The sequence below is a fragment of the Rhizobium sp. rho-13.1 genome (assembly GCF_007000305.1).
Taxonomy (GTDB): Bacteria; Pseudomonadota; Alphaproteobacteria; order Rhizobiales; family Rhizobiaceae; genus Rhizobium; species Rhizobium rhododendri.
The window spans coordinates 1-15,663 of sequence record NZ_SCFL01000039.1; the positions used below are offsets into that span (position 1 = coordinate 1).

The 15,663-nt window shown below is 56.1% G+C and carries 11 protein-coding genes and 4 pseudogenes; 6 read left to right on the forward strand and 9 right to left on the reverse strand.

The window, feature by feature from the left end:
* The 8 genes and pseudogenes from EQW76_RS27830 to EQW76_RS27865 form a co-directional block, all read right to left on the reverse strand.
* Window positions 1-477, reverse strand: a pseudogene (locus EQW76_RS27830) (IS5 family transposase); the annotation flags it as partial.
* 403 nt (window positions 478-880) lie between these two features.
* Window positions 881-2,560 carry a dihydroxyacetone kinase subunit DhaK gene (locus EQW76_RS27835; protein ID WP_142832493.1) on the reverse strand — a complete coding sequence of 560 codons (1,680 nt, stop codon included), beginning with the start codon at window positions 2,558-2,560 and terminating at the stop codon, window positions 881-883.
* 11 nt (window positions 2,561-2,571) lie between these two features.
* Window positions 2,572-3,567, reverse strand: coding sequence for an ABC transporter ATP-binding protein (locus EQW76_RS27840; RefSeq protein WP_142832492.1), 996 nt, complete (start codon window positions 3,565-3,567; stop codon window positions 2,572-2,574).
* Complete coding sequence (locus tag EQW76_RS27845) at window positions 3,560-4,657, reverse strand: ABC transporter ATP-binding protein (protein ID WP_142832491.1); 1,098 nt, start codon at window positions 4,655-4,657, stop codon at window positions 3,560-3,562. The genes EQW76_RS27840 and EQW76_RS27845 overlap by 8 nt, the downstream gene beginning before the upstream one ends.
* Before the next feature lie 4 nt (window positions 4,658-4,661).
* Window positions 4,662-4,850 (reverse strand): hypothetical protein, encoded by a 189-nt coding sequence (locus EQW76_RS27850; RefSeq protein WP_142832490.1) that lies wholly within the window; start codon window positions 4,848-4,850, stop codon window positions 4,662-4,664.
* Window positions 4,847-5,788 carry a carbohydrate ABC transporter permease gene (locus EQW76_RS27855; protein ID WP_142832489.1) on the reverse strand — a complete coding sequence of 314 codons (942 nt, stop codon included), beginning with the start codon at window positions 5,786-5,788 and terminating at the stop codon, window positions 4,847-4,849. The genes EQW76_RS27850 and EQW76_RS27855 overlap by 4 nt, the downstream gene beginning before the upstream one ends.
* Complete coding sequence (locus EQW76_RS27860) at window positions 5,785-6,732, reverse strand: sugar ABC transporter permease (protein WP_142832488.1); 948 nt, start codon at window positions 6,730-6,732, stop codon at window positions 5,785-5,787. The genes EQW76_RS27855 and EQW76_RS27860 overlap by 4 nt, the downstream gene beginning before the upstream one ends.
* A gap of 103 nt (window positions 6,733-6,835) precedes the next feature.
* Window positions 6,836-8,168: pseudogene (locus tag EQW76_RS27865) on the reverse strand (extracellular solute-binding protein).
* A 255-nt stretch (window positions 8,169-8,423) separates the two neighbouring features.
* Between EQW76_RS27865 and EQW76_RS27870 the strand changes: the two are divergent.
* From EQW76_RS27870 to EQW76_RS27890, 4 genes and pseudogenes are all read left to right on the forward strand, one after another.
* Complete coding sequence (locus EQW76_RS27870) at window positions 8,424-9,446, forward strand: LacI family DNA-binding transcriptional regulator (RefSeq protein WP_142832487.1); 1,023 nt, start codon at window positions 8,424-8,426, stop codon at window positions 9,444-9,446.
* 179 nt (window positions 9,447-9,625) lie between these two features.
* Window positions 9,626-10,078, forward strand: a complete 453-nt coding sequence (locus EQW76_RS27880) for a transposase (RefSeq protein ID WP_142832485.1) — start codon at window positions 9,626-9,628, stop codon at window positions 10,076-10,078.
* Window positions 10,075-10,428 (forward strand): IS66 family insertion sequence element accessory protein TnpB, encoded by a 354-nt coding sequence (gene tnpB, locus EQW76_RS27885; RefSeq protein ID WP_142832484.1) that lies wholly within the window; start codon window positions 10,075-10,077, stop codon window positions 10,426-10,428. The genes EQW76_RS27880 and tnpB overlap by 4 nt, the downstream gene beginning before the upstream one ends.
* A 61-nt stretch (window positions 10,429-10,489) precedes the next feature.
* A pseudogene (locus EQW76_RS27890) lies at window positions 10,490-11,526 on the forward strand (IS66 family transposase); the annotation flags it as partial.
* 261 nt (window positions 11,527-11,787) lie between these two features.
* Here EQW76_RS27890 and EQW76_RS27895 read toward each other — a convergent pair.
* Entirely contained in the window at window positions 11,788-12,813 is a 1,026-nt protein-coding gene (locus EQW76_RS27895) for an IS110 family transposase (RefSeq protein WP_143123490.1), read from the reverse strand.
* A gap of 73 nt (window positions 12,814-12,886) precedes the next feature.
* Between EQW76_RS27895 and EQW76_RS27900 the strand changes: the two are divergent.
* Window positions 12,887-13,519 (forward strand): annotated as a pseudogene (locus tag EQW76_RS27900) (IS66 family transposase); the annotation flags it as partial.
* A gap of 218 nt (window positions 13,520-13,737) precedes the next feature.
* Window positions 13,738-15,381 carry a hypothetical protein gene (locus EQW76_RS27905; protein ID WP_142832482.1) on the forward strand — a complete coding sequence of 548 codons (1,644 nt, stop codon included), beginning with the start codon at window positions 13,738-13,740 and terminating at the stop codon, window positions 15,379-15,381.
* The last annotated feature ends 282 nt before the right edge of the window (window positions 15,382-15,663 follow it).

Here is a 15,663-nt window from a genome sequence, read left to right on the forward strand (position 1 = left end):
AAGCATGCAGCATCCGCGCGGCACCTTTGTAGTCGCTCATCTGCCCTTCGCTCAAAAGCAGGATCAGTGGCCGACCGTGACCATCGCAAACAGCATGCAGCTTGGAGTTCAACCCGCCTTTGGTGCGTCCGATACGTCGGGGAACATCCCCTTTTTTAGCAGGCTGGCTGCGGTGCGATGGGCTTTCAAATGGGTCGCGTCGATCATCAATTGCTCAGGCTTGCCCCGCTTTGCTGTCAGTTCGGCCAGTATGCGATTGAACACCCCGAGCCTGCTCCACCGGATGAAGCGGTTGTAGATCGTCTTGTGCGGCCCATACTCTTTGGGAGCGTCACGCCATCGCAACCCATTGCGCAGAACGAAGATGATGCCGCTCAAGACACGCCTGTCATCCACGCGCGGAACGCCATGCGATAGCGGAAAATAAGGCTCGATACGGCGCATTTGCGCGTCTGACAAAAACATCAAATCACTCATGGCGGTCCCTCCGTTCGATCCCAGTGAACCAGAACCGAGGAAACCCCGCAAGCTATTTAATAGGTCCTGAGCCTAAATATAATCAATAAATTAATCGATAACCACATAGAAATTTCATGTTTAAAAATTCAAAACAAAATTATATTACTTAAATATTTCCATCCATAAGAAAATAATCTTGTATACCGACATCAAAATTCAATGGCGGGCTCGGCAAATGCGGATCAGCAATGGTGGCAAACATATTTTACATATCAATATATCCTGCCAGTAGAAGCAATTGCTTCTACTGGGGGAAGCAATTGCTGGAGCCCGATGATAGGATCGATTTTTTCTGATCCAAACAGGTGCCAAATTCCATGTGCGTGTGCGTCTGCGTCTGCGTCTGCGTCTGCGACGATTATCACCCTGTCACGCTCATAGCGACGGTCTTTTCGCCAGCTGATTGACCGGTGAAGTCGGGCCGCACCGCCAGGTACTCGAACAGTCGGGCAACGGCCTCTGCTCCGGGATCGACATGACCTTCCAATTGCTTTGCATTGACATATGCAGCACGTCCCGCCTTTGCGTGGATAAGTGTTGCCGTTAGGTCAGCTCCTGCACGTGCTGCTTTAGCTGCGGGGGCGAAACCTTGTTCGAGTGCGTCGAGTGCAGGCAAGAGAGCATCGACCATTGTCCGGTCGCCAAGCCGCGCGCCACCAATCTCCTGCATTCTATAGAGGCCGGCCTTTAATGCATCGCGGATCGTCAGCCCACTTGATGCACCATCACCAGCGGCAGCAAAGAAAATCGCGAGGAGCACACCCGATGATCCGCCCATGGTCTGGCTGAGTTCCTGGCCCATGGCCCGGAAGAGTTGCGTATGATCGGATAGCGGGAGGCGATCGAGCGCACCGATCAGGGCGCGCGCAGCGCTGGACAATGTTGAGCCGGTGTCGCCGTCACCAGACTTGGCGTCCAGGGCATTCAGATCCTTTTCCGCCTCGATGAGAAGCGAGCAGCAATCATGGAGGAACTCACGGGTGGCTTTGTGCTGGGACGGAATAGGTGCGATTGGCGTCAAACCGTCGGGCAGAGCGAGGATAGAGACGGGTTTGACGGCCGCAAGCCCCGGCCATGCTGGAAGGTCCACCGGTGCCTGCAGAAGCGCCAGTTCTGCCGTTTCGGCAGGAAATACCGAGATCGAAAATCCCTGCATGTCGAGTGACGTCATCAACTGCGCCGGACCAATGATGTGAGTAATCTTGCTGCCGATCTTGGATTGGATCAGCTCATAAATCACTACCGACATCTCCAGGATCGAGGTGCCGCCAAGGTTGTTGACGAGGGCCACGTGAGGTTTATCTGACATCGACGCAGCGAGGCGATCGACCATTGCGGCCACAGCGCCCTTTGCACCTGAATATTCGATCTGCTCGACGCCGGCTTCGCCGTGAATCCCAAGACCGAGCTCGGCGTGCCCTTCGGGGATCCGATTCTCCTTGGGAGAGCCAGGGACTGTGCAGGTGTCGAGCGATATGCCGATCGAGCTCGTGTTCTGGATTACACGGCGTGCGGCCTTGATAACCGCGTCTAGATCCGCACCGCTTTCCGCCACGGCACCCGCGATCTTGTGGACGAGAAGTGTTCCTGCCACACCCCGAGCCTGAGGGAGTTCCGGCAGCGCGATGTCGTCGTCGACGATCACCATGCTGACGTTCAAGCCGTATGCGCGCGCGCGTTCGGCTGCAAGCCCGAAGTTAAGGCGGTCACCGGTATAGTTCTTTACGATGAGCAAGCAGCCCGCTGGTCCTGTGACAGCCAGGATACCGGCAAGGATCGCGTCAACGCTGGGCGATGCAAAAACATCACCGCAAACGGCGGCGGTCAGCATTCCCCTGCCAACGAAGCCGGCATGTGCGGGCTCATGGCCTGATCCACCGCCGGAGACGAGCGCCACCTTGCTCTTGTCCCAATCGGATCGGACGATGACACGGATGTGCGGATATCCGTCCAGACGGACGAGTGCACCGCCAGATGCCGCGAGCACTCCCTCCAGCGCTTCCGTGACCGCATTTTCCCTGCTGTTGAGGAACTGTGACATTATTGTCTCCCTTAAACTAAGCGCATGCCGTCCACATCGAAGTAGAGCGGCTTGTTTGGCTTGATCTTGATGGTTTCGCCGCCCTTGAGTTCGGTATGGGCGTCGGTGACGGTGATAAGGTTGTGCGTCTTGAACATGAGATGGAGGCGGGTCTGATCGCCCAGATGTTCGACGCGGGTTACTGTCGCATCCTGACCATCACACTGACCGATATGTTCCGGCCGCAAGCCAATGGATTTGGCCTTTGCCGGCGCACCGGGAAAGAGTTCCGCAGGGACGACATTAATGCGTGGCTGCCCGAGGCGGGTCGCCGCATACAGGCTGACGGGTTGTTCGTAGATCTCGCGTGGAGAGCCGAACTGGACAAGCTTGCCGTTCTGGAGGACGCCGACATGGGTTGCCATCGTCATCGCTTCGACCTGATCGTGGGTGACATAGAGCAAAGTCGCACCCGATTTGGCCTGGATGCTCTTGAGCTCGATGCGAAGATCGGATCGGAGCTTGGCGTCGAGCGAACTTAAAGGCTCATCCATCAGGTAGATTTGCGGGTTTCTGACCAACGCGCGTCCGATGGACACACGTTGCATTTCGCCACCCGAAAGGGCTGTCGCCTTGTTATCGAGCTTGTGTGAGATCTGCAGGATTTCTGCAATCGCCTTCACTTTCTCGTTTATGACATTTTGCGGTGTCTTCAGCAGCGGCGACTTCAATGGGAATTCCAGGTTCTGGCGCACCGAGAGATGCGGATAGAGGGAATACTGCTGGAAGACCATTGCGACATTGCGCTGCGCGGGCGTGAGACCGCGCATTGAGCGTCCGCCAATGATAACATCACCGCTGTCGGGCGTGTCCAGCCCGGAAACCATTCGCAATGTCGTTGTCTTGCCGGCACCTGTCGGGCCGAGAAGAACGACAAACGATCCATCCGGGACGACCATCGAAACGCCGTCGAGGGCGCGATGGCCGGCGAATGACTTGTTTATGCTTTTGAGGATGACTTCAGCCACGACGCAGCACTCCTTCATTGGCCTCGGAGATAAGGGCGTTTCCGCTTGCCGAGTCGAAGATGGTCAAGGTTTTGGTATCGAAATCGAGACCAATCAGTTCATCGACACGGGCGGACTGGTTCGAGCGGGTTCGAGCCTTGATTGCTCCGTGTGCGGTATCGATTGTGACGATCTGGGTCGTACCGAGATATTCGGTGGCGACCACACGGCCCCGAAACGATGAATCATCCCTGAACCTGACATGTTCGGGTCTCACACCAAGCGCGAGCTTCCCTTGGCGTTCGTCTCGGGAGGCTGGAACCTTCACGTCGTACCCGCAGAGGCTAACCTGATTACCACCGGCTGCCATTACGCCTTCAAATTCCAAGAAATTCATGGGTGGCGAGCCGATGAACTTGGCGACGAACTTCGTCGCCGGCCAGTCATAGATCTGTTGAGGTTTGCCGAATTGCTCGACGACCCCGTGGTTCATCACAACGATCTTGTCGCCCATCTGCATGGCTTCCAGCTGATCATGTGTCACGTAAACAGTGGTGGCGCCCATGCGATCATGCAGAGCGCGCAGCTCTTCCGCCATGTGCTCACGAAATTCAGCGTCGAGTGCGCCGAGCGGCTCGTCCATAAAGAATGCTTTCGGGTTGCGCACGATGGCACGGCCGAGTGCGACGCGCTGGCGATCGCCGCCGGATAGGCGGCCGACGGGTTTGTCGAGGATGCTCTCGATTTGCAGAATCTTCGCCACCTCGGCGACACGCTTGGTGACCTCCGCCTCGCGCATGCCCTGGCTGACCAGGGGATAGGAAATATTCCTGCGGACGTTCATATGGGGATAAAGAGCGAACATCTGGAAGACGAAGGCGATATCCCGCTCGCCTGCCCTTTTCATGCCGACCTCTTCGCCGCCGATGTAGATTTCGCCGCTGGTTGGAAGCTCAAGGCCGGCCATCATTCGCAAAGTGGTCGTCTTCCCGCATCCGGAAGGGCCGAGAAGCATGAAGAACTCTCCGTCCTCCACGGTGAAGGTGGAAGACTTTACCGCGTTGAATGCCCCAAAATCCTTGCGCACATTCTGAATTCTGATCTGTGCCATGGGTTCACTCCGGGAAATGGCTGACGATGATGAACATCACTGTGCCCACAAGCGTCACGATGAATGAGTAGGAGTAGAGCGATAGGGACAGTGGCTGCATCAACATGACGACGCCAAGCGCAATCAGGATGGATGCCAGCATTTCCCATGCGTCGCGCCGAAGACGAAACAGGCGATTGAGAAAGATCGTCATTTGCGAACCGCTCCGAAGGTGATGCCGCGCAAAAGATGTTTGCGAAGCAGGATGGTGAAGACCATGACCGGAACCAGGAAGATCGTTGCTCCGGCGGCCACTGCCGGCCAATCCTGGCCGCTGACGCCGATGATGGTCGGGATGAACGGCGGTGCTGTCTGCGCATTGCCTGAGGTCAGGAGAACGGCAAAGGCATATTCGTTCCATGCGAAGATCAGGCAGAAGATTGCGGTTGAGGCGATGCCGGTAACGGCCTGCGGCAGCGCGACTTTGTAAAAGGCCTGGAAGCGCGTGTAGCCATCGATGAGGGCAGCTTCTTCGTATTCGATCGGGATCTCGTCGATGAAGCCCTTGAGCAGCCACACGGACAGGGACAGGTTGACCGCTGTATAGAGAAGGATCATGCCAGCATGCGTGTCGCTGAGGCCCATGGAGCGGAACATCAGGAAAATTGGGATGGCGACGGCGATCGGCGGCATCATGCGTGTCGAAAGAATGAAGAACAGCAGGTCGTCCTTAAACGGTACCTTGAACCGCGAGAAGGCATAGGCAGCGGCCGTGCCGAGAGCGATACAAAGTACGGTCGAACTAAACGCGATGATGACGGAGTTCGTGAACCGCTCGGCAAAACGGGACGCACCCGTAATGACCACACCTTCTTTACGAACCAGTTTGTCGTACCAGGTCGTCGGCTCTCCGAGCGCCTTGAGTTGCTCCTCAGGCACACGGGTACGCGTGGTGAAGAGGTTGACATATCCTTCGACCGTCGGTTCGAAGATCATTTTGGGGGGATAGGCGATCGCGTCTGCAGGCGATTTGAACCCCGTGCCGATGATCCACAAAAGCGGAAGGAGTGTGATTGCGGCGTAGAGGATAACCAGAATACCGGCGAACCACTTCTGACGCCCCGAAGGCTCGGTTACGGAATAGCTGCTCATCTCTGTTTCACCTTGTTCAGAGCTTTGACGTAGATCGACGCCAGGCCGAATACGGTAACGAATAAAATGACGGCATAGGCGGATGCATAGCCAGTTCGCCACTGCTCGAAAGCAGCGCGCTTCAGGTTGATCGAGGTCAGTTCGGTGATCGAACCGGGACCGCCGCCCGTCAACTGGACCACCAGATCGAACATCTTGAAATTTTCGATGCCGCGGAAGAGAACCGCCAGCATCAGGAACGGCAGCACCATTGGAATGGTGATCGTCCAGAACTGGCGCCACTTGCTCGCACGGTCGCATTCGGCCGCCTCATAGATGCTGGCCGGTATGGAACGCAGGCCGGCAAGGCAGATCAGCATCACGAAGGGCGTCCACATCCAGGTATCGACGATGACGATCGCCCAGGGCGCCAAAGACGTACTTGCAATCATCGAGAAGCTGGAGGGTTCGTTCCCTGTGAGGAAGCCAACCACGTAATTGAACAAGCCTATTTGCGGCTGATAAAGGAAAGTCCAGAAGTTGCCGACAACCGCGGGACTCAGCATCATCGGAAGCACGATGATCGTCGTCCAGAGGTCATTGCCGCGGAATTTCTTGTTGATCAGATAGGCAAGCGAAAAGCCGATCAGCACCTGCAGGACGATGGTCCAGATCAGGAAATGCGCGGTCGCCTGCATGCTCTGCCAGATATCGTTGTCCGTCAGAATGCTGATGTAATTGCGCAAGCCGACGAACTCGACAGGTGCGTTGGGCCGGTTGACCCTGATATTCGTGAAACTAAGCCTGATCGTCCAAATCAATGGAAAGATGTTGATGGCGAGTAGCAAGACGATCGAGGGCGCTACAAAAATCCAGGCTATGGCGCGATCAGAAAGACCTTTGACGCGTGCCGCGATTGCGGGCGGAGTCGCGCTGGCGACCCGGTCGATCGGTGAATGGAGCATGTCCGTCTCCTTGGCATAGATATGAGTGGTGGGCAGGACCGGCACGCTCCGCGTGGCCGGCCCTGCAGTGACGCTTACCGCTGGGAGGAAGCGTGTATAAGCGTCAGTATTTGCCTTCGTCCTCGAAGACGGCCTTCCAATCCTTGGCCAGGCCATCCAGGGCTTCCTTCGCGGTACCTTGGTTTGCAACCACATAGTCGTGGAAGCGCTTCTGCGATGCCTGGAGAAGAGAAGCAAGACGGTTCGGCCCAGAAATCCTTCACGATCGCCATCGAATCAAGGAACGGCTTTGCATAAGGCTGGCTGGAGGCGAAGCTGGGATCCTCAACCACCGCCTGCAGGGCGGAATAGCCGCCGAGCTTCCACCATGTCTGCTGGATGTTGGGCTGGCCGAACCACTTGATGTAATCGAGAGCTTCCTTCTGTTTTTCGGAGGCCGCGACGACAGAAATGCCCTGGCCGCCGAGCTGGGCAAACTGCCCGCCCTTCGGGCCGGCCGGGTTGGGGAAGTAGCCCGACTTGTCGCCGCCGACATTGGCGTCAGCGTTGATGCCCGGCCATGTAAAGGTGAAGTTCATCTGCAGCGCCACCTGACCGGACCGGTAGGCGTCGACGTCCTGGGTCATGTACGCGTCGGAGTGGCCCGGCGGCGTGCAGCAATCGTAGAGCTTTTTGTATTCTTCAAGGCCGGCAACCGCGTCCGGTGAGTTCACGAAGCCGTCGAGATCATAAGGCTTGTTCGGATTCTGATATTCGAAACCGTAGCTGTAAAGCGCGTTCGTGGCGCCCATCGTAATACCTTCGGAACCACGTTCCGTGTAGATCGCTGCGCCATAGACCTTCTTACCGTCGATCTCACGGCCTTGGAAGAATGTCGCGATGTCGACCAAATCGTTCCAGTTCTTCGGAACCGCAAGATCGCGTCCATATCTCTGCTTGAAGTCGGCCTGGATGTCGGGGCGCTCGAACCAATCCTTGCGGTAGGTCCAGCCGACCACGTCACCGAACGCCGGCATTGCCCAATAGTGGGGTGAGTTCTTCGGCCATTCCGCGTAACCAACGACGGTCGCGGGGATGAAGTCCTCCATCTTGATTCCTTCCTTTTCGAAGAAATCATTGAGCTTGACGTATTGGCCATTCTCGGCAGCGCCGCCAATCCACTGGCTGTCGCCGATCAGGAGGTCACAGAGTTTTCCGCCGGAATTCAACTCGTTGAGCATACGGTCGGCAAAGTTGGGCCATGGCACGAATTCGAAGTGCATCTTGTTGCCGCTCTTCTCCTCGAATTCCTTACTGAGCTCCACCAGAGCGTTGGCGGGATCCCATGCCGCCCAACACAAAGTAAGATCAGCGGCCTGCGCGTCAGAAGCCGATGCCATAACCACAGCGGTATACATCCCGGCAGCAAGTGCCGAGCACGAGAAAAGGGACTTCATTGGTATCCTACCGTTGACCTCTCGACCTCCATCGAGAGGAATAGAAACGTTACGACAAGGGCGCAGCGGTTTAAAAAGCGCTGTAGCCGAGTTAGTCGACTTTCCGTTCAGGTTTGGCCATTTGGGCCAACACGAAACCTTAATAACTGAGGTGCGCACCTCAGCGCAAGAAGATTTTGAGGTCCGCACATCAATTCTTGCATTTCTCGTCAATTCAGAGGAAATGGAAGTGATCAAATCGTTTTAGGAGTTGGCATGCGGCCGACAGCAAAAGACCTCGCAGAGGCTGCGGGCGTCAGCCTCGCGACGGTCGACCGCGTATTGAACGGTCGGCCTAACGTGAGCAAGAAAGCCGTAAGGCAAGTCAACGAAGCCATCCATCGGATTGGCTTTGTTCCTAACCCCGCAGCCGTGAGCCTCGCACGCAATAAAAGCTATCGATTTCGTTTTGTCCTGCCAAACTCGGGCGATCTGTACCTCCGAGAGCTTATAAGGCGCGTAGAGGAATTGAAATCAGCGCTACAGGGCGATCTCACTTACCTCGATTACATCCAGATCGCGACTGACGACGCACATGGCGTTGCGAAGTATCTTAGCAGAGCCGAGGAAGAAGATATTGACGGCTTAGCACTGATGGCGCCGGAGTCGCCCCAGGTCCGCGATGCGGTCGCTCGTCTCCTTAAGCGTAACATCAAGGTCATTCAGTTCCTATCCGGGCAAGAGAAACTCGCCACGGCCGATTTTGTCGGTGTGGACAACTTTGCAGCGGGAGCCACGGCCGGAAAATTGATTGGCAGGCTTTCCTTTCACAGGCAGGGCAAGGTGATGGTTGTCGCTGAGAGGATGCAATCTCTGGACAGCATCCAGCGGCGCCACGGCTTCGACAGCGTCATAAATCAGCATTTCCCCGATATCAGAGCTCTTCCGTCCATCGAAACGCACGCCGATGAACGTCGCGCAAACCAGATCATCGAGCGCGTCCTCGAGAACAACAAGGACATTATCGCGGTCTACGTATTGAGTGCTGAGGCCCGGGTGCCGCTTTCGGCGATCGCCGCACATTCAGATCTTTCTAACCTCACGGTAGTGGTCCACGAACGCACGATCTTCACTGAAGAGGCACTGCGCGACGACCGCATTGACGCGGTCATCGCGCAGGATCCGGGCCACGCAGTTCGCAGCGCAGTACGCATCATGCGAGCACGCGCCGATGCCAAGGAGCCGTTGGCGGCGCAAGAGAAGATCAGAATCGAAATTCTTTTAAAAGAAAACCTTTAAATTCTGCCTACTCGGTTCGCGATTTCCTTTAATTGAGGTGCGCACGTCAATTACACAGATTTGAAAGTCTTCGGATTTGAAACGCTTACTGTAAGCGCCGTCTCCGCCCCATTGGATTGGGTGTATTTTGAGGCTTGCTGCATATGCGAGAAGGTTTCCAGTTGTATCTGGAGATTTTCATGGCAGATGATGGATTTGTTGGTCGCTACGAAGTTGTCGAGCCGCGCCGCGGAAACCGGCGTTGGCCGGATGATGTGAAGGCGCGGATCGTGGCGGAAAGCTTTGAGCCTGGTGTTCGCGTTGTGGATGTCGCGCGCCGTCACGGCGTTATAGCAAACCAGCTTTCCGATTGGCGACGTCAGGTGCGCGACGGCATTCTGGTGCTGCCGTTTGCGGCGGCAACGACGCCGTCGGAGCACGATGGTATCGAGCCGGCATTCGTGCCTCTGGCAATCGCTGCGGATGCGCCTGAGCCTGTCAATCGGTTGCCGCTGCCGAAGCTGGCCTCCGACGGGCCGAAGGTGCAGGTTTTGACGTTGGAGATTGGCTCAGACGTTGTGATGCGGGTTCCGAACGATGTGCCCGTTGAACGGGTCGCCGCTCTGGTTCGCGCTGTGCGAGGAGCGCCATGATTGTCGCGGGCCAACGACTGCCGATCCTGATCGCAACGCGTCCGGTGGACTTCCGCTGTGGGCATCAGGCGCTGGCTCTGATGGTGCAGACCGAGTTGAAGCTCGATCCACATTCCCGGATTACGGTCATCTTCCGGTCGAAGCGCGGAGATCGTCTGAAGATCCTGGTGTGGGATGGCAGCGGAATGGTGTTAATATATAAAATTCTGGAACAAGGCAGCTTTGCTTGGCCCAAGGTTCAGGATGGAACGATGCGTCTTTCCAGGGGTCAGTATGAGGCCATGTTCGAAGGTCTGGACTGGCGACGGGTGATGGCGCAACGGGTGAGTGCGCCGTCTGCAGCGGGGTAAATTCTGGCGGCTCTCGCATTGTTTTATTTGGATTTTTGATGCCATTTTGCTATAAAGCGGCATGTCGCAATCCTTTGATCTCAGCTTGTATCCGGACCTTCCACCAGAGGTCGCCAAAGCCTTCGCGGAGATGCAGTTCGAGCTGTCGGTCGAGCGTGCAGCACGTCAGCACGAGCAGGCAGTTGTGGCCGAAAAGGATGTGTTCATCGCCGAGTTGAAGGAGCTGATCGAGACACTCGAGGGTCAGGTTCATGAATATCGGCGCGCGAAGTTCGGGCCGAAATCGGAAAAGCTTGATCCGGGGCAGATGGAACTGGCACTGGAAGACCTTGAAACGGCGATTGCCGAAACACAGGCGCGGATCGCCGCCGTCGAGAAGAAGATCGAAGCCAGCGCAATCAATCCTGGAGAGGTTGGCGATCCGGACAAGGCCGTTTCTCGCAAGGAGCGTAAGGCCCGTGCACTGCCTGAACACCTGCCTCGGGTCGAGCGCGTGATCGAGCCCGAGAGCATTGTTTGCCCCTGCGGTTGCGGCAACATGGTGCGGATCGGCGAGGATCGGACGGAACGGCTCGACCGGGTCCCGGCACGCTACGAGGTGATCGTCACGATCCGCCCGAAATACGCATGTCCCAAGGGGCGAACTGGCGTTGTCCAGGCCAAAGCGCCTGCACATTTGCTGGAAGGGAGCTGGCCGACCGAAGCCCTTCTGGCGGAGATTGCCGTCTCCAAGCATTCCGAACATATGCCGCTCAACCGGCAGGCCGAGGTCATGGCACGACACGGGGTGCCGATAGACCGCACGGTCCTGGCCGATTGGATGGGGCGCACGGGCAGCGAAATCCGGCCGGTGGTCGACCATATGGCTAAACAGCTCCTGTGGGAAAGCACGCGGCTCTATGTCGATGAGACGACCGCCCCGGTTCTTGATCCGGGGCGAGGCAAGACGAAGACGGGTTATCTCTGGGCCGTGCTGCGTGACGACCGCGGCTGGAAGGCTCTGCGCCATCAGGCGTGGTGTTCCATTATCGGCCTGGGCGTAAAGGCGAATATGCCGCTGAAATCCTCGACGGGTTCAACGGCACGATCCAGGTCGATGTGTGTGGACGCCCCGGTAAATGCAAGCAAAATCTTTCTTCGGTACGGGCATGTGGTCGGGTGCTGACGTGTGTTCGGCCTCGTAAAGCGACTTCAACACGTCGCGGGCCCTTATGGAATACGTGGATCAGATCCAATTCGCTTAGGCGTGCTCTGGGCACTCATCGACCTAATGATTCTTCCGATCCTGCTTCTGACCGATTGCCCATAATCCTCCGTTGACCTCACCACATTCCCGACGTCTCGCGGTTCTGTTCTGCCCTAGACAGTACCAGATGCCGGAGCTTGGTAGACGCCGCCGCGAGCCATCAGAGCCCAGGCGGTCCGCGCCAATTTTTTCGCCAGAGCCACGGCAACAAGCTTCGGCGGCTTCTTCAAAAGCATTCTTGCCAACCATGAACCGGCAGGCGCTTCGTATCGTCTTGCCCAGCGGACAACCGCCGTTGCTCCGAGAACGAGGAGACGGCGAAGATCGCGCTGCCCCATCTTGGAAACTTTGCCGAGACGGTCCTTGCCGCCGGAGGAGTTTTGTTTAGGCGTAAGGCCGATCCATGCTGCAAAATCTCGCCCCCTTGAGAAGGTCTCCGCGGCCGGTGCCAATGCTTCGATCGCGGTGGCGCAAATCGGGCCGACTCCCGGAATAGTCATCAGCCGCGAGGCAAGTTCATCCTGCCGGGCGCGTGTGCGGAGCTCCTTTTCCAGGACGGCGATCTGTTCGGAGAGGAACACCACTTGTTCCAACAAACCTTTGCAAAGTACCCGCGCAACCTCAGGCAGATCGGAATTCGTTGTGATCTGTTCATGTAGGAGGGGAATGTGCTTGATGCCCTGAGGAATGATCAGGCCATATTCCATAAGATGACCGCGTAACGCATTTATCGTCTGCGTCCGCTGTCGGACCAACAGGTCGCGAACCTTGAACGCCATGGATGAAGCCTGCTTCTCGGCACTTTTGACGCTCACGAACCGCATCGTCGGTCGCGAAGCCGCCTCTGCGATAGCTTCGGCGTCGGCGGCATCATTCTTTTGGCGTTTGATGAAGGGCTTCACGTAAGACGGGTCGATAAGTGTAACCTCATGACCGAATTTGCCGATTTCTCGTCCCCAATAATGGGCGCTGGCGCAGGCTTCCATTGCGACAACACAGATAGGAAGCTGGGCGAAGAACTCAAGCAATCTTCCACGGTTCAGCTTCTTACGAAGAGCGACGCTCCCGTCGGAACCTGAGCCGTGGATCTGGAACACGTTCTTTGCCAGATCCAGGCCGATGATGCTAATCTCATTCATGGACGTCCTCCTTGTAGGTCTAAGCACCCGCACTATGGCACATTTGATGCCGTCGGGGGGCGTCCACTCCACCGCCTACGGTGGTTACTCTCACCTTGCCACGTCGGAGCGTGTGGGCGGCGATCCCTTGAAACTGGCTTTCTGTTGGGCACACGGGCGCAGAAAGCTGATCAAGGCCACGCCGAGGAGCGGATCACCCATCGTTGATGAGGCGCTCATTCGCATCGCCGCGCTCTACAAGATCGAAGACAGTATTCGAGGCAATGAGCCCGAACATCGTCGGGCAGTCCGACAGGAGTTGTCGCTCCCGCTGGTGGACAAGTTCTTCACATGGATCGCGGCTCAGGCTGCACGTGTCTCACGCAAGTCAGATCTTGGAAAAGCCTTGGCATACATGCTGACGCGGCAAGACGGCTTCAGATTGTTCTTAGACGACGGCCATGTCGATATTGACTCCAACCTGGTGGAAAACGCGATCCGTCGCCCGGCCATGAACCGCCGCAAAGCGCTCTTCGCCGGCCACGATGAAGGGGGCCGAAATTGGGCCCGGTTTGCCAGCTTGATCGGCACATGTAAAATGAATGGAATTGAGCCTTACGCCTATCTGTGCGACCTCTTCACCCGCCTCGCAAACGGCCACCTCGCCAAAGACATCGATGCCCTAATGCCTTGGGCCTATGCCGCCCGCATCAAGTCCTCACAATGAGCTCGTCAGATACTCGTCGGTGAGCTCACATCCGGACCCAAAGGCAATACCATCAAGCCGCTGCAACTGAAAAATCAATGGGGCGTGGACGCCGCATACCGCTTACTGTATTACAGATGAATTGATTTTTGTGATGAACGCTCAATCGTTGGGATTGCCTAATGCGATGAAAGGCGCAAAATCGACGGAATAGAACCTCTTTGCAGTGGATATGCACCGTGCGCAAGTCCGAGCTGGAAGCATCAGCGATTACATATCTGACGGACTCCATCCGCAGCAGAATTCCTGCCTATGCAGGTGGTAGATTAAATGGTCCACCGCCCTCTGGCTCAAGGACAGAAAATTTACAATCAGACGCCGGTTCGCTCGGCCGCCAAGTGGACGCGATCCTGAGCCGCTCCATTCCTGCCCTGCCGCAGTTCAACAGACAGCGCTTGGGCACCTTGCGGCTCATCAGCGACGCCGGAATAATCGGTACTTCCGATTTGGCGACGATAAACAATGCGGCGAAAGTAGATGAAGTCATCCGCACCATCGACTCAATGAAACCGCGCTTTGCCAATCCAGTCCAGGCAGCTACGATCGGTCATCTGTCGGAGTACCTGCAGCGACACGGACAGATTCCACACTGGGTCAGCCCCGTCGAATTCCCTAAGACTGCTGTTGTTGGGCATCGCGCTGATCTCAGATTACCGGAAAAGCACACCTCCGTTTACACTAGTGGTAATATCAAACACAGAGATCGGTATAACGCCGACCTGCGTGAAATTAACAAGCTCCTCGACACGATAATCCCAGATGGTGCCAGCTACAATGAGGTGCGTCAGCGGGTCATTGATGAGATCGTAACGCATTCCAGTTCTATTCAGAATTGGCTCAAGAGGCAAAGGACCATTGCCGAGACGCGCGGTGCTGAAACCCGGGATTTCATTCCAAATCAATTTCATTATCGCATGAAGGAAGTGACGGACGCCGTAGAGAAAATAATTCGTCCAGAACGGCAAAAGCTGCTGCAGCTAGCTGATAATAAGAATGTGCGCAAACTTGCGCCCGACGAAGTTAAAGATATTGCTCGTTTAATAGCGCAATACCGTTTCAGCTCGGATTCTTCCTATGCTGCAAATGGGGCCACAGAAGCAGCCCACCGCCCAATATCCTATCAACCTCACCCGTATCTAGCATACGACATGCTTGCGGCCGTCCTCTATGACAACCCGCATCGAGCAAGGACAAATCCCATTGCAGCAGAAATGGCAGGTTACGTCGCAAAATCCCTTGATGCAGTTATTCCTCCTAGCCGCGGTAACTTCTACAGCCGTATTTGTTTTCTTAAAACCGTCTCCGACAACAGAGACTTCTGGTTGGCTCCGGGGATGGTGGATATAAATGATCGCCCGGAACTCGCGGCGTTTGTCGGCAGCGGCCAGCTACACACGCTTAAGACAAACAGTCCTGACCAATTCAACGATCTTGTGCGCGATCTGCACGATTTTCATGAAGCATGGACGTGCCGGCTTCTCACAGTGCCCCAGCGGCACTTGGTGCTGGCGGGAGCGAGTAAAGCAGATAAATCTACCGGATTGAAAAAGCCTCAAATATCGGCTGTTCGTCGAGGAATCGAGAGGGCGGGATGTGCGGCTGGCCAGACCAAACTCACATTCAAACCAACGGGGACGAAATCGCTGGCTAACGATAAAAGACGTTCGGATGCGCGTAGGTCATCGATCTCCGATCCTAGTCCTTTCTTTAGGCATGAAATTGGGCAGCGGAACCGCGCCACCGGATCGGACGTGTCAAACATAAGGGAGACGCCACGCGATGCGCTTTCAAAACGAAAGCGTGACGATTCTATCGAACGTTAACATCGAGATTTTTTCAAATATTCTGTAGATGAGATTCCGCTCTCTAACACGCTATTTATCATCAATTATGCAAATTTCATCTCCACTGAAAGTGAGATTGATTACCGCGTGCTCAAACGTGCTCCGAAGAGCGGCCGTCTCGATGGGGATAGTCATTGCGGCACCGTCCTGTCACCCGGGCAACTGTAGCTAAAGCGTGTCGCATTTAATCGCACTCATATCCTGCTGCCTTGAAGTAGTTTTTACATTCTGTGACGGAGAAGAGGTCACAGATTTCGCCAA